Source organism: Benzoatithermus flavus, from assembly GCF_037908215.1.
Taxonomy (GTDB): domain Bacteria; phylum Pseudomonadota; class Alphaproteobacteria; order Geminicoccales; family Geminicoccaceae; genus Benzoatithermus; species Benzoatithermus flavus.
Window position 1 is genome coordinate 1 of the sequence record NZ_JBBLZC010000018.1, and the last position, 18,913, is coordinate 18,913.

9 protein-coding genes are annotated in these 18,913 nt (G+C 69.9%); 1 reads left to right on the forward strand and 8 read right to left on the reverse strand.

The features are described from left to right. Window positions 1–504: 504 nt before the first annotated feature. The 5 genes from U1T56_RS16580 to U1T56_RS16600 form a co-directional block, all read right to left on the reverse strand. Entirely contained in the window at window positions 505–6,099 is a 5,595-nt protein-coding gene (locus U1T56_RS16580; RefSeq protein WP_418160686.1) for a GH36-type glycosyl hydrolase domain-containing protein, read from the reverse strand. Window positions 6,100–6,553: 454 nt separating this feature from the next. Beyond that, on the reverse strand, window positions 6,554–7,390 hold the full coding sequence (gene mazG / locus U1T56_RS16585; RefSeq protein WP_418160602.1) for a nucleoside triphosphate pyrophosphohydrolase: 837 nt from the start codon (window positions 7,388–7,390) through the stop codon (window positions 6,554–6,556). A gap of 20 nt (window positions 7,391–7,410) precedes the next feature. After that, window positions 7,411–8,904: an exodeoxyribonuclease VII large subunit gene (gene xseA, locus U1T56_RS16590; RefSeq protein WP_418160603.1), complete on the reverse strand. Its 1,494-nt coding sequence runs from the start codon at window positions 8,902–8,904 to the stop codon at window positions 7,411–7,413. An 81-nt stretch (window positions 8,905–8,985) separates the two neighbouring features. After that, complete coding sequence (locus U1T56_RS16595) at window positions 8,986–10,014, reverse strand: glycoside hydrolase family 26 protein (RefSeq protein ID WP_418160604.1); 1,029 nt, start codon at window positions 10,012–10,014, stop codon at window positions 8,986–8,988. 178 nt (window positions 10,015–10,192) lie between these two features. Further along, window positions 10,193–15,196 (reverse strand): PAS domain S-box protein, encoded by a 5,004-nt coding sequence (locus U1T56_RS16600; RefSeq protein WP_418160605.1) that lies wholly within the window; start codon window positions 15,194–15,196, stop codon window positions 10,193–10,195. A gap of 316 nt (window positions 15,197–15,512) precedes the next feature. On the opposite strand from U1T56_RS16600, the gene U1T56_RS16605 reads away from it, so the two are divergent. Further along, complete coding sequence (locus U1T56_RS16605) at window positions 15,513–16,151, forward strand: LysE family translocator (RefSeq protein WP_418160606.1); 639 nt, start codon at window positions 15,513–15,515, stop codon at window positions 16,149–16,151. Window positions 16,152–16,188: 37 nt separating this feature from the next. On the opposite strand, the gene U1T56_RS16610 is transcribed toward U1T56_RS16605, so the two are convergent. The 3 genes from U1T56_RS16610 to leuB all read right to left on the reverse strand — a co-directional run bounded on the left by U1T56_RS16610 (window position 16,189) and on the right by leuB (window position 18,906). Beyond that, window positions 16,189–17,205, reverse strand: coding sequence for an aspartate-semialdehyde dehydrogenase (locus U1T56_RS16610; protein ID WP_418160607.1), 1,017 nt, complete (start codon window positions 17,203–17,205; stop codon window positions 16,189–16,191). A gap of 88 nt (window positions 17,206–17,293) precedes the next feature. After that, entirely contained in the window at window positions 17,294–17,791 is a 498-nt protein-coding gene (locus U1T56_RS16615; RefSeq protein WP_418160608.1) for a DUF29 domain-containing protein, read from the reverse strand. Window positions 17,792–17,796: 5 nt separating this feature from the next. Then, the gene (gene leuB / locus U1T56_RS16620) at window positions 17,797–18,906 is read right to left on the reverse strand and encodes a 3-isopropylmalate dehydrogenase (protein ID WP_418160609.1); all 1,110 of its coding nucleotides are present in this window, start codon (window positions 18,904–18,906) and stop codon (window positions 17,797–17,799) included. Window positions 18,907–18,913: the final 7 nt, after the last annotated feature.

Below are 18,913 nucleotides of genomic sequence, written 5' to 3' on the forward strand. Positions count from 1 at the left end.
CCGCCGCCTGCGCGGCGTGCTCCCCTTCCTGCTCGCGTCCGAGGCGGACGGCGCGCGCGGCTCCGCCGGGTACGGCTCCGGCTCCGTCGTTCCCATGGCTGTATCCGTCCCAAAGCGGAGCCTTCGGGAAGCCTGGCGCGGTTCGAAGCGCCGGCGCCGCTCGCTGCCGGTGATCAGCTCGATCCGCCGTCGTGCCATGTCGCTTGCCACACGCTTGCCAGCCTGCTTGCCGCGGCCGAGCCCGCAGCCGGCCCAGCATCAGCCTCAGCAGGTGGTTCCTCGCAAGGCAGCCCACGCCGGACGGATACGGTCTACAAGCTGGTCAAGTCGGCCGAGCGCAGCTGGCGTCGGCTGGACGGCCCCGAGCGACTCGCCCAAGTGATCCGGGGCATCCGCTTCCGCGATGGTGAGCCCGGGCAAGCTGCCGAGGAACACGCCGCTGCCTGAACCCGTACACCAAACTTGCGCATAGCCCATACCCGATGGCGCCTGTCCTCATCGGCATCATTCCATGCTGCTCTTGCTGTCGGCGACGCTTCGCTCACCGCCCCCGGCTCCGCACGAGGCAGGGTAGCGGTGGATCTGCGTGGCGGGCTGGCTCGGTGCGGCCAGTACCCGACCGCGATGGATGACCCGATGGAGCCGAAGCGCATCGTGCGGACCCGGGCCGTTCTCCGCGATGCGCAGTTCGCCATCCGAGAGCCGCAGGCCCAGCAACGCGTAGGCTGCGCTCAGCATCCGGCCGGCCGCGCCGGTGTACCAGCTCCAGCCGCCATGGCCTTCGTAGCCGGGGCCGAAGTAGATGTCGGCCGGCTGCTGGTGCGGTGGCAGACCATAGACATCGAGAAGCTCCGCGTCCGTCTTGCCCAAGGGCGAGATCTTGCGCCAGAGCGCGAAGGCGCGTTCCCGCAGGTGCGCAGCCAGACTCTCCTCGCCCGCGGCGTGCGCCTGCTCGGCCAGCAGCACGGCGGCATCGACCAGCCAGGAGGAGCCGTGCGAGTACTGGCCGCCGTTCTCGCGCACCCCCGGCGGATAGTCGGCGATCTTGCCGGGCACGATCGGGGACTGCTCGGTGAAGGGTGGCGTGAGCAGGAGGATCACGTTCTCCTGCTCGAGGCCGGCCAAGGCACCTTCGAGCGCCTCGCGCCCGCGTGCCGGCGCGACCGCCCCGGAGAGAATCGGCCACGAGCCCATGAGAGCATCGAGCCACTGCAGCTCCTCGCCGTCGTCGGTGATGGCCCGGACGTAGCGATCGCCGCGCCACATCCGCTCCAGGCTCGCCTGCAGCCGTTTCGCCTCGGCCATGCAGCGGGCCGCTTCGGCCGTCTCGCCGCGCCGGGCCGCGAGCCCCGAGAACCCGGTGAGCACGTCGTGAAGGAAGAAACCGAGCCAGCCGCTCTCGCCTCGACCCTTATGACCGATGTCGCTCAATCCGTCGTTCCAGTCGTGCGTGCCGATCAGCGGCAGGCCGTTCGTTCCCATGCGGCTCAGCGTGAACCCGATCGCCCGCCGGCAATGCTCGTAGAGCGTGACCACGTCGCGCGAGGGGCGCGGGACGATGACGATGCCCTCGCTGCCGCGCGGCACGGCACGGCCCTCGAGGAACGGGACCGGCTCGTCGAGGATGGCATGGTCGCCGGTCGCCCGCACGTAGCGGGTCACGACATAAGGCAGCCAGAGATGCGGGTCGGAGGCCCGGTTGCGGGCACCCAGCCCGGTCTTGCCCTCCCAGGACCGGTGCCACCATTGCAGGACGTCGCCCTCGACGAACTGCTGCGCGGCATGGAGCAGGATCTGACGTCGTGCGAGTTCCGGCTGCAGGAGCAGCAACGACAGGACGTCCTGCAGTTGATCGCGGAAGCCGAAGGCACCGCCACGCTGATTGGGGCCGGTACGGCCCCACAGGCGGGCACTCAGCACCTGATAAGGCAGCCAGTCGTTGACGAGCCGATCGAAGGCGGGCTGGTTGGTCTCGATCCTGAGCGTGCCGAGGATCGAAGTCCAGAACTGCCTGGTGCGATCGAAGGCGCGCTCGACCGTCGCGACATCGGCATAGGCTCGGGCGAGGCGGTCCGCCTCCTCGAAGCCTGCCACCTGCCCCAGCGCCAGGCTGATCGTCGCCTGCCCGCCGGCCGGCACGTCGACATGCCCGACGAAGCTCGCGACCCGCCTGCCGTCGTCGGGCTGCGACGTGTCGCTCTGCCCGGTCGCGACGAGATAGGGGCACTCGAGATCGTGCTCGGGTCCGCCCAGGAAACGTCGCCGTACGGTTTCCCGATGCTCGCAGGCGAGACTCGTCGCCACGAACGCCCAGCCGCGATGGAACGCGTTGCGCGGGTTGCGGAAGAAGAGCGCGCCCGGAGCCGCATCGGCGCGAACCTCGAGGCCGCCCCGGCTGTCGCTCGGCAGCTCGGCCAGCATCATCTCGAGATAGGGCACCACGCGGTAGCGGGCGGCGGACACGCCGTGATTGCGGATCGTCAGCAGCCGCAACTCGACCGGCTGATCCGGCGACACGAACACGGTGAGCTCGAGCTCGAGATCGTCGCGGCGTTTGCGAAACACGGCGTAGCCGCGGCCGAACGTGACCTCGTGCCGCGCATCGCTTCGGCGGTGCGGCACGAAGCAGGGCGTGTCGACCTCGCCCGTGGCGACATCGACCACGTAGATCGCCTGGCCGGGAAGCTGGCAGGGGACGCTGTCGAGATTGCAGGGAGTGAGCCCGTTCTGCTGAGCGTTCGCGGCGAAGGAGAAGATCTCGCCGTCGTTGCTCACCACCGCACCGTGACCGAGTGGATTGGCGAGGACGTGCGTCCAGGGCCGCGGCGTCGGGCCGCTCAGATGCAGCTCGGTGCCATCGGGCGAGAAGCGGTAGGGAAGCTCGGTCGCGAACGGCGGCCGCAAGGTGCTGTCCAGGATGCGCGGCCGGGTGAAGCGCGCCGCGAGATGGGCACGATCCGGCATCGGCCGGCCGAGACGATGCGCGATCGTACGGGCGGCTGCCGTCTCGTCCGCGGCATAGCCGTCGACGAACAGCAGCTCGGCCGAACCGTCGGGCGGGAGCTCGATCAGGAGCTGCAGGCTCGCGATCGGGTCGAAGCCGTAGAGCTGACCCTCGTCCTCGACGCTTCGCATCCTGCCGCGGGTGAGGGCCTCCGGGTCGGCGAGCGTGCCGGAGCCGATGAAGCAGGGGCGCGCGTCCTGGTAGCCGATCAGATCGACCTTGGCCGCGCCGACGGCGCCGACGGCATGGAAGGCGACCTCGCGTGCGAACGGGTAGGATGCGCCGGGGGCGGGACGGGACGGCTTCAGCAGCCGGTTGCGGGCGATGATGGCGCCGAGCGCACGGACGAAGCAGGTGGCGACATGCAGGTTGTTGTAGGAGGGTGTGCGCCGGTAGCCGTCCCAACCGTTGATCGCCAGCTCCTGGTAACTCGTGAGCTCGATCGTCCTCGGCCGGTCGGTCAGGTTGACGAGCCGCAGCCGCCACAGCTCGAGTGCTTCCCGCTCGGCCACGGTGACCGTCGCCTCGACCCGTACGCCGTCGCAGCTGTTGACGAAGCGGAGGCTGGTCGGGCTCGGCTGAGTCACCTCGTAATCCGGTCCGGCATGGCGGACGGGCTGCCAGCCCACCGACCAGAGCCGCCCCTCCGCCTCCTGCGCGCGGAGATAGAAGAACTTCCCGGTCAGCAGCAGAGGGTCGTCGGAGCGCCGGTTCAGATCGATCTCCGGCCCACGGCCGCCCCGGAGCGCATGGCTGTTGGTGCGACCGTCGGCCGAAGCCGTGAAGGTGTAGAGCCCGTTGCTCAACCGGAACCAGCGATCGGGATCGAAGGGAGGGGCCACTGCCGGCGCCTGCGCCGGCAGCACTCCGACCGCGGCCGCCCGGCTGCGCCGGCGAAGACCGAGCGCCAAACCGAGTGCCACGAGGGCGAAGAGCCCGTAGCCGACGAGAACGGTCCCGACCGGCGGCAGCAGGCCCGGTGCCGCAGCCTGCATGCGCTCGGCCTCGCTCCAGACATAGTCCCACTCGCTGCCGCGAGGAATGTAGAACGGGATCAGGAGCGGCGCCCAGGTGGCGAAGCGGCGGATGGCCTCCGGGATGACGTGGGTGCGCCCGGAATGGCCGAGCGCTCGCGCCGCACGCTCGTCGACGATGTCGCCGCCGATGAACGACAGGTTTACGAGCGTGGCGACCCTGAGCCCCATATGGTCGAACCAGATCAGCACCCGGAACCAGTCGTAGGCGAGAAGGCCCAGGAACACCTGGAGGCTCCAGGCGCGGAACGCGTCGGGAGAGAGATGCCAGGACTGGATCGTGGCGACGACGGTCCGCACGGCGCCGTCCTGGTTGTACCAGGTCGGATCGGGTGCCATACGGAGGAAGGAGTAGATCACCGGCGCCATCCACAAGCCCCAGCGGAGCACCCGGATCGCCTGCTCGACCATGCCCACCAGCCCGCGAGCGCTGAGCAGCCCGCGGAGCGGCTGCAGGCTCCGCTCGACGAGCGCCGTCAGCAGCACGAGGTTGATGCTGAAGAGCGGAGCCGCCAGCGACCAGTTGATGATGCCCGAGAGCGACTCGTCGTAGAGGAGCCTGACCCCGCCCGCGACCGGGCCGAGGTTGGTCGCTCCCCATTTGCTGAACAGGGGGTAGATGACGTAGTTCTCGACCGGACGTCCGTTCGCCGGATAGTAGATGCCGGCATAGCTCCAGAATTTGGTCGTGACCGCGGCGATCTGCGCGGCATCGGCGTACCAGGCAACGGCCCCGCCGACCACGCCGCCGAGGCTCAGGCCCAGGGCGTAGAGGCGCCAGGTCTGAAAGCGCAGCCGACGGCCGCGCACGATGCTCGCGCCATCCACCAGGAGATCGATGCCGCCATAAGCGGCGGCCCCGATCGCGAAGCCGCATGCGAACCGGGTGTAGCTTCCCGCGAGCGGCAGGCCGGCCGCGAGCAGCAGCCCGATCCCGGCGCCGATCACGGTACCGCGTGCGTAGCCGGTCCATGCCGTGGCGTTGCGGGCCAGCCGGGCGAAGAAAGGAGCGCTGCCGTCGAAGCTCTCGATGATCGTGCGCGCGAGGGGAAAGAGCGCTGCGCCCGCAAGCGCGCCGCCGAGCGCCGGGGCCGAGGCGAAGAGCGCGCGCGCCGTCGGGCTGCCCGCGACCAGGGCCAGCACCTGCACGATCAGCATGAAGACGCCGCTGTAGACGGCGCCCTTGGCCGCTCCACCGCGCCAGTGGTCCAGCGCCGCCACGAAGGTCGGACGCCGGCCGCGCAGGGCGTCGAGCACGATGCCCGTGCTCAGGAAGGTCTGGGCCCAGAGGCCGGCCAAGGCGATCGCGGCCGTCGCGGGAACGAGGCCGATCTGGAGCAGCCGGGGCAGCGCCGCCAGCGGCGCGCTCGCGCCGAGGCTCGCGAGCTGCGGCGTGAGGGCCGCGAACAGGGCGCTCGCGACGAGGAGGCCGTGCACCCTGAGATCGCGCGTCCAGCGACGATCCATGAGCCAGCCGATGCCCACGACCATGATCTCGCTCAGCGTGAGCAGCAGGATCGTGCGGCCGAGGACGAGCGCCGCCGTGGGGCCGGCGCCCGCTGCGAGGAAGGAGCCCGGCTCGGCCAGGAGGTGCGGCGAGCCCAGGAGGAACAGGGCGGCGAACAGATAGGGAAGGGCCAGCAGGGTGAGGGTCTGCGCCGGGCCGGGACGATCGTGCCGCCCGGAATGCCAGAGCGATGCTCCGAGAACCATCGCCATGGCCAGCCCGGCTCCGACCGGCGAGAGAGCGAGCACGTCGGCCCAGCGTGCCGGAGCCTGCCAGACCTTGACGCCCGCATCGGCCGAGAGCGCCAGGAGGCCCACCGCCAGCGCCGGACCCAGGGCAGTCCGTCCGGCTGCGGCCCAGCCGAGCCGGTCCTTCGTCCCGAGCCCGAGACCGAGGGTCACCATGGCAGCGGCAAGCACGGCGTGCCACGGCGGCCCGCCCCGGGCCCCGAGCAGGATCGCGCCGACGAGGAGGCTTCCCCCGGCGACGGCGCGGATCGCACGGGTCCAATCCACCTGCGAGGCCCGCGCGGCCGTGAACGGCAGGATCGGCATGCTCACGCGCTACGCCCTTTCTCGATGGCCGGAGCTCCGGCAGCTATCACCACACCTGCCCCAGGCTCGTCCGATGCCATTCTCGGCCATCATCATGAATGTTGTATTAACGGCCGACGGCGCAGCAGTGCGGATGATCACATCCGTGCGGTTTCCGATGCACCGTGGTCGGCGTGCCCGTGCAAGTGTTCAGCTTCGGGTAGCCGGTTATCAGACCTGCCGTGCGGCAAGCCATTGGAAAGCTCGAAGCTGCGACCTTATTGATCTTTATCCACTATTGATTGATGTCGCAAATCGAGCCCCTCGCCTCTTCCGAGGCCGATCGGTCCTTTTCGCCCGATAGGCGCAACTGAAGCGAGAGCGGCGCTCGAGATCGGAGCGGGCCGTCCCCGATCCCACCCGCGACGACGGTCGGCGCCGTTCTCGGTCCGAGACGCCGGGTGCATCCGGCGTCTCACCTGTCGTCCGCAGGCGCCGCCCGGCGTTCCTCGGCCTTCGCCTGCTGCCACAGCGCCTCGAGCTCGTCCAGCGTCAAGGAGCCGACCGGCCGACCCTGCCGGGCCGCCGCCGCCTCGATCCGCCGGAAGCGCCGCTCGAACTTGGCGTTGGTGGCGCGCAGCGCCGCCTCCGGGTCGAGCTGCAGATGCCGGGCGAGGTTGACGACGCTGAAGAGGAGGTCGCCCAGCTCGAGCGCGAGCTCGTCCTTGGACACCGCCTCGGCGAGCGCCGTCTCGAGCTCGTCCAGCTCCTCGCGGAGCTTCGAGAGCACCGGCGCCGCCTCGCCCCAGTCGAAGCCGACACGGGCCGCCCGCTTCTGCAGCTTCAAGGCGCGGGTGAGGGCCGGCAGCGCCACCGGTACGTCGGCGAGCACGCTCGCGTCCGCGCCGCGCGCTTGCGCCTTCGCCGCCCGCTCCCGCGCCTTCCGTTCCTCCCAGATCCCCATGAGCGCCGCACTGTCCGCGACCTCGTCGCTCCCGAACACGTGCGGATGCCGCGCGATCATCTTGTCGGCGATGGCGCGTGCCACGGCATCGAAGTCGAACCAGCCGCGCTCGTCCGCCATCTGCGCATGGTAGACCACCTGCAGCAGGAGATCGCCCAGCTCGCCCTCGAGATCGGCCCAGTCCGCGCGCTCGATCGCATCCGCGACCTCGTAGGCCTCCTCGATCGTGTAGGGGGCGATGGTGGCGAAGCTCTGCTCGATGTCCCAAGGACAGCCCGTCCTCGGGTCGCGCAGGCGCCGCATCACCGAAAGGAGCCGATCGATCCCGCGCCCGTCGCCATCTGCCATCGGTTCGTCCTTGCTCCTCGTCACAACAGGCGGCCCTGCGGCCCGACCTCGTCCTTCGCGTCCGCATGCCGCGGCTTCGGCTTCGTCCTCGTCGGCTGGTCCGCCCGCCGCACCGCGAGCTCGCCGTCCGCGAACACCACCGTGAGCTCGCTCTCGACACCGACCGCGGCGAGACGCGGCAGCACGTGGCCGTCCGTCCGACCCTTGATGATGGCGTAGCCGCGCTCGAGCACCCGCGTGTGGCTCAAGGCCTCGAGCTGCCGGACGCTCGCCTCGAGCCGCTCGCTTTTCCGCCGCAACACGGTGGTGATGGCGGTACCGAGTGCTTGTGCCTCGCGCGCGAGACGCGGCCGCAGCAGCTCGACCCGGCTCGTGATCAGCGCCGGCGCCAGCCGGTCCGTCTGGCATTCGAGCCCGCTCTCGGCGTGCCGGATCCGGTCGCGCACGAGCTCCTCGAGCCGGGCGGCCCTGGCCTCGAGCCGCTCGCCCTGCAGCCGCACGAGCTCCGTGGGGCTGCGCAGCTTCAGCCGCTCGCCGAGATCGTCCAGCCGCTGGGCTGCCATGCCGAGCACCATTTCCGGCCGCGGCAGTCCCCGTGCCAGCCCGTCGAGCTGCTGCCCCAGCACGTCGAGCCGCCGGTCCATCGCATGCTCGAGCCGTGCCTGCAGCGCTTCGACCTGCAGGACGAGATCGCGCCGCACCGGGACCGCCATCTCCGCGGCCGCGGTCGGCGTGGGTGCCCGGCGGTCGGCGACGAAGTCGATCAGCGTCGTGTCGGTCTCGTGGCCGACGGCCGAGATCAGGGGAATGGTGCAGGCCGCCGCCGCGCGCGCCACCCGCTCCTCGTTGAACGCCCACAAGTCCTCGATCGAGCCGCCGCCGCGCGCCACGATCAGCACGTCCGGGCGCGGGACGGGCCCGCCCGGCGGCAGGGCCGAGAAGCCCTCGATGGCCGCCGCCACCTGCTCGGCCGCCCCTTCGCCCTGCACCAGCACCGGCCAGACGACCACACGGCGCGGAAACCGGTCGGCGAGGCGGTGCAGGATGTCCCGGATCACGGCCCCGGTCGGCGAGGTGATCACACCCACGACCTCGGGCAGGAAGGGCAGGGGCCGCTTGCGCTCGGGCGCGAACAGGCCCTCGGCTGCGAGCATCCGCTTGCGCTGCTCGAGCAGCGCCATCAGGGCGCCGAGTCCCGCCGGCTCGATCCGCTCGACCACGAGCTGGTACTTGGAGCGGCCGGGATAGGTGGTGAGCTTGCCGGTGCAGATCACCTCGAGCCCGTCCGCGGGCTCGAAGGTGAGCTTGGGCGCCAGCGTGCGCCAGGCTACGGCGTCCAGGACCGACTTGTCGTCCTTCAGCGCGAAATAGAGGTGGCCCGAGGCCGCCTTCTTGAATCCGGACAGCTCGCCGCGCACGCGCACGAGCCCGAACGCATCCTCGACCGTGCGCTTGAGCGCGAAAGCGAGCTCGGTGACGGTGTATTCGGCGATGTTGGTGACGGTGGCGAGCATGGGCCGGATGTAGCAGAGTGGTCGGGGAGCGTCGACCCGAACCACGAGGGTGCAGAACCCGTGCCCACCGGCGGCAGCGGCTCAGTCCGGACCGCTGCCGCAGTAGGTCGCGAATGCCTCCGCCGCCCTGCGGTTCCTGGGCTCGGTGAGGTCGTACCAGGGCGAGTGGCGGCTGCCGTTGAAATAGACATAGTAGAGGACGTTGTTGGCCGGATCGCGCGCGAACGCACACAGGTTGCGCACGTGCATCGGATTATCGAACCCCTGGATATGGTACGGATCGGCTGAGCCGGTCGTGTTCCAGATCGCCCATTCCGGGATCGCCATCCGCTTGCCCCGCGCCCGCGCGAAGTCGCGCACCATCGTCAAGGATCGCAGCACCCTGCCCCAGCGGCAGGCCGCATCGGTCGCCGGCGCACAAGGGCGGTTGTCGAAGCCCTCGACGCTGACGATGTCGACCACGTCGTCGCCGGGATAGCCGCTGCTCAGGAGCGGCAGCCCGCCCCGGTGCGCGATGCCCGTGGTGCTGTTGAAGTCGAACAGGAGGTTCCTGGCCGAGCCGCCGTAGCCGGCCCGAATGTTGCGTGCAATGTTCCGAAAGCAGCGGCGGTAAAGGGCGGCCCTGCCGCTGTCGCCCTCGATGCCCATGGGATTGGCGCTGCCGTCCCACTCCCAGCCGACGCGCAGCACGATCCTCCCCAGGCCCGCCGCCTGCATGGCCCGGCCATAGCGCCGGTAGCGGGCGTCGTAGGCGCCCTCGGCGCAGTCCTCCAGCGTGGCCCCGCTCTGCGGCATGCCGGCATAGGAGACGAGGATCAGCCGATCCGGGAAGCGGTCCTGCGCTGCCCGAGCCTCGCCGATCCTGGCGGCCTCCCGATCGCTCCCGTCGAACCCGCCCCAGCCGCGATCCGCCTCGACATAGTAGTGGAACACGTGGTTCGGCTTGCCCAACGCCGTGGCCTGGCCGTTGAAGGGCCGCACGCCCAGGAGCGGCATCTGCTGCGCCGTGGCGGGCTTGCCGGCGAGGGTCAGCACCGTCCCGACCACCACCGCCGTCCACCGGCATCCCGTCCTGCCGCCGGCGCGCGTCACCGTTGCCGGATGCTGCATGCTCGTTCCTCCCTGTGACAGGGAAGATGACGGCAGGACCCGGCGACATTATTCCATGTGCCGGCGGCTTCTCGGCAAAGACAATATTGCAGTACGCTAAGTCTTACCGCAGTATGATCTGTGGGCGCTCGAAAGCGAGCGGCTCACGAGTTCGGGCGACGGGCCGGCGTGCGACGTCTCACCTGCCGAGATTCTCCGCAGGCACCCTGATCTGGACGGCTAGCCCCTCCGGTCGCCAATCGTAGGCGATCCGTCCGCCGAGCTGACCCGTGACGCTTCCTTCCGCGAGGAGGCTGCCGAAGCCCCGGCCCGCCGGCGGACCGGCGAGGGCCGGCCCGCCTTTCTCGTGCCATTCCAGCAGAAGCTCGCCGTCTTCCAGTGACCAGCCGACCAAGACACGGCCATCCGGTTCCGACAGGGCACCGTACTTGGCGGCGTTCGTCGTGAGCTCGTGCAAGGCGAGGGCGAGGCTCGTGACAGCGCTGCTGCCGATGCCGACCACAGGCCCCTCGATGACGAACCGCCCGCGGCCCGCATCGGCCCGCGGATCGGCATAAGGCGACAGAACCTCGCGCACGACCTTCTCCAGAGTGACGCTCCGATCGGCCGGGGCCTCCATCCCCGTCAGGCCGGGCCGGATGAGCTCGTGGGCACGGGCGAGCGCATCCAGCCTGCCCCTCAGCGTCTTGGCCAGTTCCTCGGCCGTCGAGGCCGACCGGGCGCTCAACGTCACCATGCTGCCCAGGACGGCGAACAGGTTCTTCACCCGGTGGTTCAGCTCCCTGAGCAGCAGGGCCTGCTGCTCTTGCGCACGCTGGCGCTCCGTGATGTCGATGAAGGTGCAGACCGCACCCTCGAGCTCGCCGTTGCGGAAGATCGGGTGAACCCAGTACTCGACCGGAAGGCTGGTCCCATCGGTGCGGAAGAAGATCTCGCTTCCGACATGAGCCGGGCGGCCGGTCTGCGCCGTCCGATAGATCGGGCATTCCGAGCTCGGGTAGGGCGAGCCGTCCGGATGCGCGTGATGGATCACCGCATGGAGCTGCCGGCCGATGACGTCCTCGGCCCGCTCGAAGCCGAGCATGCGGAGGAAGGCGGCGTTGCAGAGCGTGGTCCTGCCCTCGCGGTCGACACAGTAGAAGCCATCCGCGGCCGCGTCGAGCATCAGGCGGAGATAGGCCTCGCTCTCGCGCAGAGCCTGCTCCTTCTGCTGGAGCGTCTCCGCGAGCTCCTTCTGCTCGTGGATCTCGGTGTTCGAGCCGATCCACATGGAGATGTTCCCGGCCGCATCCCGCATCGCATGCGCGCGGCTGAGATGCCATCGGTGCGCGCCGTCGAAACGCCGGAAACGGTGGACGAGCTCGAAGGGCTCGCCGGTGTCGATGGAATGCCGCCAGACTCGAATGTTTTCTTCCACGTCATCCGGATGGATGAACCGCGTCCAACCCCAGCCTTCGATCTCCTCGAAGGAAAGACCCGTGAACTCCATCCATTGTCGATTAAAGTAGGTGATGTTGCCCTTCGCATCGGCCGTGAAGATCTTCTGGGGCATGGCTTCGGCCATGAACCGGAAGCGCTGCTCGGACTCCGCGATGGCGCGACGGGCTTGCACCTGGGCGGAGATGTCCCGGAAATAGCAGACCACGCCGTAGCCGCCCTCCGGGAGCGGGATGCGGTTGATCTGCCACTCGTAATACTCGGTCACGCCGCGGTCGCGCCGCTCCTCGACCAGCTCGGGGACGAAGTAGGGCTCGCCCGTCTCGAGCGTGTGGCGGAAGCGTTCGACGACCTCGTCGGCGCAGGCTTTCGGCCACAGGATGTGGATCACCTCGTCGAAGTCCCGGCCGATCGGGTCGGGAATGTCGCCGAAGATCGGCCGTGCGGTCGGGTTCACCTGCCGGATGCGGAAATCGGCACCGACCAGATAGACGCCGACGGGTGCTTCGTTGAGCAGAGTCTCGAACTGGGCCGTGCGCCGGCTCAAGGCCGCGCTCGCCCGCCTGCGCTCGATGACGAGCGCGGCCGTTCGCGCGGCGACCTCCTGCAGCTCCAAATCCGATCCAGTGGGCTGGCGCGTCTCGCGACAGTACGTGGCGAAGGTACCCAGCACCTCGCCGCTGCTCGACAGGATGGGGGTGCACCAGCAGGCGCGCAGGCCGTGCGACAGCGCCAGATCCTGGTACCCGATCCAGAGCGGGTCCGTGGCGATGTCGGCGATATGGACCGGCTTCTTCGTGTAGGCCGCGGTGCTGCACGAACCCACGTCCGGCCCGATGGGCAGCCCGTCGATGGCCTTCGTGTACGCCTCGGGCAGGCTCGGCGCCGCACCGTGGCGCAAGTGCCGGCCGTCGGAGTCGACCAGCAGGATGGAGCTGACAATGCCCGGATCGGATTGCGCCTCGACGGTTCGCACCAGCATGTCCAGCACCTGGGCCAGCGGCGCATCTTCGATGGCCAGCTCCAGCGCGCGCTTCTGCGCCGCCTGCAGGGCCTCGGCGCGCTTGCGCAGGGTGACGTCGACGCAGGCACCCGTCATGTAGGCGGGGCGTCCCTGCGCGTCGCGGAACGTCTTGCCCCGGTCGTAGAGCCACCGCACGCTGCCGTCCGGCCAGACGACCCTGAACTCCATCTCGAAGTCGGTGCCCTCGCTGGCGCACTGCCGGCAACGCTCGGCGACGCCGCTGCGGTCGTCGGGGTGCACGAGCGCGAGGAACTGGTCCAGGCTCGGCGCCGTCCTGCCCGGCGGCAGCCCGAACAGACGGTCCAGCGCTTCGTCCCATTCGAGGGCGTTCGAGCGGATGTCCCAGCGGAACGTGCCCGTGCCGCTCGCTTCCAGGGCCGCCCGCAGCCGTTCCTCGCTCCGCCGGATCGCCGCCGTCGCCTCCTGGCGGAGCCGGCTGAGGGCGAGGTTCGCCGCGATACGGGCCAAGAGCTCGCGGGCGCTGAAAGGCTTGACGAGGTAATCGTCGGCACCGGCCTCGAGGCCTTCGATGCTCGCCTCCTCGCCGGCGCGCGCGGACAGCATGATCACCGGCAGGTCCCGGGTCTCGGGATCGGCCCGCAGCGCCTTCACGACCCCGAAGCCGTCGAGATGGGGCATCATGACGTCGGTGATGACGAGATCCGGCCTGCTCGTCCGGACCGCCGCGAGGGCGGCGCGGCCATCGGAAACGGTCACGACCTCGTAGCGCGTCGACAGGAGCCGGCGGACATAGTCGCGCATGTCGGCGTTGTCGTCGGCCAGCAGCACGCGTGCCCGCTCCACGCCCTTCGCGGCCGGTACGTCCGCCGCGGAATCGGCGAAGCTCTTCTCCGTCATCTCCTCGATGGCGGCACCTTCGGGCAGCCAGCGCAGGGCCTCCTCGACGTAGGCGTGCGCGCGGACGGCCGTGGAGGCGAGCGCACGCTCGCTGCGGATGCGCTCTTGCGGCAGGTGCCCGGTGCCGAACGGGATGCCGATAGTGAAGGCGGTGCCGCGCCCTTCCGTGCTCTCGACCTGGATCGTGCCGCCGTGCAGCTTCACGAGCTCCTGCACCAGGGCGAGGCCGATGCCGCTGCCTTCGTAGGAGCGGCCCTTGGCACCTGCGACCCGATGGAAGCGCTCGAACAGGCGCGGCAGCTCGGAGGCGGGAATGCCCGTGCCGGTGTCGCGCACCGTGAGCACGGCGACACCGTCGCCCGGCCGCAGCTCGACCGCGATCGCACCCTCGAAGGTGAACTTGAACGCGTTGGAGACGAGGTTGAGGACGATCTTCTCCCACATCTCGCGGTCGACGTAGACCGGTTCCGGCAGAGGCGGGCAGTCGACCACGAGGTCGAGGCCGGCGCGCTCGCAGGCCGAGCGGAAGTTGCTCGCGAGATCGGTCGTGAGCGCCGCGAGGTCGGTGGCCTCGTAGGCCGCCTGCACCCGGCCGGCCTCGATCCGCGAGAAGTCGAGCAGCGAGTTGACGAGCTTGAGAAGACGCAGGCCGTTCCGGTGCGCCACCTCGATGAGCGCCCGGTCGTCCGGCGGGACCTGATCTTTGGGCTTCGCCAGGACCTCCTCCATCGGTCCCATCATCAGCGTGAGCGGGGTGCGGAACTCGTGGCTGACGTTCGAGAAGAACAGGGTCTTCGCCCGGTCGATCTCGGCCAGGGCCTCGGCGCGCTTGCGCTCCTCCTCGTAGGCCTGGGCGTTCGCGATCGCCGCCGCGATCTGCCCCGCCACGAGGCCGAGAAAGCTGCTGTAGCCTTCGTCGAACAGGCGGAACGGATTGAGGCCGACGACGAGAACACCGGCCCGACCCTTCTCGCCGGCTGGAAAGATCGGCAGCGCCGCGGCCCGGGTCGGAGGCTGGCACCAGGCACCCGTCGGCAGGCGGCTCCCGAACCGCGCCGCCAGGTCCGGAACGAGGCGTACTTCGCGGCCGTTCAGGACGTCGGCGAACGGCCAGACGGACGAATCACCCAGCGGCACGGCTGGCGGCGCCGCGGCATGGCCGGCCTCGATGCCGCACGCGGCCGCGAGCGACACTCTCCCGCCGTCCGGCTCGGCCATGTAGATCATCGCGAAGGGCAGGTCGCGCGGATCGGTCGCGAGCGCTGCAGCGCTCCTTGCGCAGGCGTCCCGCCAGGTGCGGGCATCGGCCGTCCCGGCCGCGAGCTCGCGCAGCAGCAGGAGCTGACGCTCGCCGATCACGCGCCGGGTGTCGTCGGTGTTGGCGCAGATGATGCCGCCCACGCCGCCGTCGTCGTCGGGAATCGGGCTGTAGGAGAAGGTGTAGTAGGTCTCCTCGGGGTAGCCGTTGCGCTCCATGACGAGGAGCTGCTGCTCGACGTAGGTGCCTTCGTCGCCCCGCAGCGCCGTGGCCAGCATCGGGCCGATATCGTCCCAGATCTCCTGCCACACTTCCGAGGTCGGGCGCCCGAGCGCCCATGGATGCTTGCCGCCGATGATCGACTTGTAGGGATCGTTGTAGAGATAGAGCAGCTTCTCGCCCCAGCCGATCCAGATCGGCTGGCGGGAGGTCAGCATGATCCGCACCGCGGTCTTGAGACTCCGCGGCCACCGCGCCGGCGGGCCGAGGGACGTGTTCGCCCAGTCGTGCGCGCGGATGAGGGCGCCGAGCTCGCCGCCGCCGGAGAGGAAATCCGGAGCGGGCTGGTCCGACCGGAGCAGGAGGGGTCGCGCGGCGTCGCTCAAGGCCACCTCGTCGCTGTTGCTGCCGGCGCGCTCCTCCGTGGAGGCGTTCCAGCGGACCCATCCGCCGGGGAGCGCGCACGGGCCATGTACATAGTAGAGGTGGACACGACCGAAACCTAGATGCTTCGGGCTCGGGCGGCCCTGTCGCCGCTGGCCTCTGCCACCCTGCGGCCGCTCGTGCTAGAGGGGCGGCCGCACCTGCTGGAAGCCGCCTCATGCCGGAACCGCTCGCCCGATCCCGCCTTCGCCGCGCACCGCCCTGCGATCGTGCCCGCCACGTCGCGTCGTGCCTTCGTCGGCCGGGGAGCAGGCGGCCGTGAGCGCTCTGCCGGTTCTGTTCGGCAAGGGCGTCGTGCTGGGGCTTTCGATCGCGGCTCCGATCGGGCCGATGGCGCTCTTGTGCCTGCGCACGACGCTGGCGCACGGACTCGTACCGGGGCTTCTGGGCGGGCTCGGCGTGGCGGCGGGCGACGTGTTCTACGCCTCGCTCGCGGCCTTCGGCCTGCAGGCGGCGACCGCGCTCCTCACCGGTCAGTCGCTCTGGCTCGGTGTCCTGGGCGGGCTCTATCTGCTCTGGTTCGGGCTCGGCACGATGCGCCAGCCGCTGCCGACCGAAGCCGCCGCCACGGGCGGACGCCGGCGGGGGCTCGCCACCTTCGTCACCACCTTCCTGCTGACGCTCGCCAATCCGCCGACGATCATGATCTTCGCCGCCATGTTCGCGAGCCTCGGCCTGATCGAGGCGCAGGCCGGAACGGCTTCGGCGGCAGCCGTCATCTTCGGCGTCCTCGTGGGCTCGGCCGGGTGGTGGGTGCTGTTCGCGGTCGTGGTGAGCCGGCTCCGCGGCCAGCTGCAGGGCCCGGTGTTCCTGTGGGTCAACCGGATCTCGGGCGCAGCGCTCGCCGGGTTCGGCGCCTGGGCGCTGCTGAGGGCCGGGCTCGCCGCCGCGGCCTGACGCGGCGCCGCCGGACAGGCGGCGCCGCGGGCGGCGATCAGATCAGGCCGTCCTCGATCAATGCCTCGGCGATCTGGACGGCGTTCAGGGCGGCACCCTTGCGGAGATTGTCCGAGACCACCCACATGTTGAGGCCGTAAGGCACGGTCGGGTCCTTGCGGATGCGCGAGACGTAGACGCCGTACTCGCCGACGCACTCGATCGGTGTCACGAACTCGTCGCGGGCGAGATCGTCGACCACGACCACACCCTCGGCCTCGCGCAGGGCCTCGCGCGCCTCGTCGGGGCTCAAGGGGCTCTCGAACTCGACGTTGACCGCCTCGGAGTGGCCGACGAAGACCGGCACGCGCACGCAGGTCGCGGTGACGGCGATGTTCGGGTCCAAGATCTTCTTGGTCTCGACCATCATCTTCCACTCTTCCTTGGTCGAGCCGTCCTCCATCCAGACGTCGATCTGCGGGATGACGTTGAACGGGATGGGCTTCTTGAAGACCTCGGGCTGTTTGCGATCGTTCATGTAGATCGCCTTGGTGTGGTCGAAGAGCTCGTCCATCGCCTCCTTGCCGGCACCGCTGACCGACTGGTAGGTCGCGACCACCACCCGCTTGATCCGGGCGATGTCGTGGAGCGGCTTCAGGGCCACGACCATCTGGATGGTCGAGCAGTTGGGGTTGGCGATGATGTTCCTGCGCTCGAAGCCCGCGAGCGCTGCCCGGTTGACCTCCGGCACCACGAGCGGCACGTCGGGGTCCATGCGGAACTGCGAGGTGTTGTCGATGACGATGCAGCCCTCGGCCGCGGCCTTGGGCGCGTACTTCGCCGAGACCTTCGCACCCGGCGAGAACAGGCCGATGTCGACGCCGCGGAAGTCGAAGGTGGCGAGGTCCTGGACCTTGAGGGTGTGGTCCTCGCCGAACGAGACCTGTTTGCCGGTCGAGCGTTCGGAAGCGAGTGCGAACACCTCGTCGACCGGGAACTTCCGCTCGGCGAGGATCTGCAGCATCTCGTTGCCGACATTGCCGGTGGCACCGACGACCGCGACCCTGTAGCCCATGACGACCTGACCTCGTTGCGACGGAACAGCCCGCCGCGTTTAAGGCAAGCGGGCCGCGCTGCAAAGGGTCCAAATCAACACGGGGGAGCTAGAGCGGCTCGTCCTCGAGGCCGTGGCGGTTCGCCGGCGGCCAGGACCGATCCAGGAGCTGCTCGAGGTCGTAGGGGCAGGTCGTAGGCAGCCCTCGCGCCGCCTCGATCTCGCCATGGTCGGCGAGCGCCGCGGCCGCCGCCTCCAGGGCGTCGCCGTAGCTCTCGGGCAGCTCCTGCTCGATCAGCCGGTCGATGGTGCGCGAGCGGCGGCGGCCGATCTCGGCACGGGCGCTTCGCACCGAGACGCGCCATTGTCGCCTGGGAGCCGGGGCGGGGCTGTGCTCGAGCTTGAGGAGATGCTCGATTAGGCGCTGCATCTGGCTCGCCACCGACGCGTAGCGCTCGGTCGCCAAGCCCTCCACCGCCTCCGCCAGATGCTCGAGGTCGAGCGGACCGTTCCCGCGCTCGGCCGCCAGCCGCCGCAAGGCCTGCGCCTGGTCCTGCGCCCAGGCGTAGAAGTCGCGCTCGTAGAGCTTATCGACCGTGTCCGCCATGTCCCTCACGCCGCGAGCCGGTCCAGCTCCTTCAAGATCGCATCGCCCATGCCGCTCGTCGAGACCCTGGTGCAGCCATCCTGCGCGATGTCGGCGGTGCGGTAGCCCTGGTCCAGCACGTTGCTGATCGCCTTCTCGAGCCGGTCGGCCTCGGCCCCGAGGTCGAAGGAGTAGCGCAGCAGCATGGCGAAGCTCATCAGGCACGCGATCGGGTTGGCGATGCCCTGGCCCGCGATGTCGGGTGCCGAGCCGTGGACCGGCTCGTACATGGCCTTGCGGCGGCCATTCGCGTCGGCGGCGCCCAGGGAGGCCGAGGGCAGCATGCCGAGGCTGCCCGTGAGCATGGCGGCACAGTCGGAGAGGAGATCGCCGAACAGGTTGTCGGTGACGATGACGTCGAACTGCTTGGGGCGCCGGACGAGCTGCATGGCGCAGTTGTCGGCGTACATGTGCTCGAGCTCGACGTCCGGGTAGTCGCGGTCGCGGAGCGCCTGCACGGTCTGACGCCACAGGACGCCCGTATGCATGACGTTGGCCTTCTCGACCGAATGCACCTTGTTCCGGCGCTTGCGCGCGAGCTCGAAGCCGACCCGTGCCACGCGCTCGATCTCGGACGTGGTGTAGACCTGGGTGTCGACTGCCCGCTTCTGCCCGTCCGCGAGCTCGGTGATGCCGCGCGGCTCGCCGAAATAGACGCCTCCGGTGAGCTCGCGCAGGATCATGACGTCGAGCCCCTCGACCAGCTCGGGCTTGAGCGAGGAGGCTCCTGCGAGGGCGGGGAAGACGATGGCAGGCCGCAAGTTCGCGAACAGGTCCATCTCCTTGCGCAAACGCAGGAGGCCGCGCTCGGGCTTCAGCGCGAACGGCAGGTCGTCGTACTTGGGTCCGCCCACGGCGCCGAACATGACCGTGCCGATCTCGTTCGCTTTCGCCATGGTGGCGTCGGTCAGCGGCACGCCGTGCACATCGTAGGCCGCCCCGCCGACCAGATCCTCCTCGACCGCGAACTCGATCCCGCGCCGGGCGAGCCAGCCGATCACGCGCCGGACCTCGGTCATGACCTCGGCACCGATGCCGTCACCGGGAAGGAAGAGGATGCGACCGACCTGGGCCATGACTGCT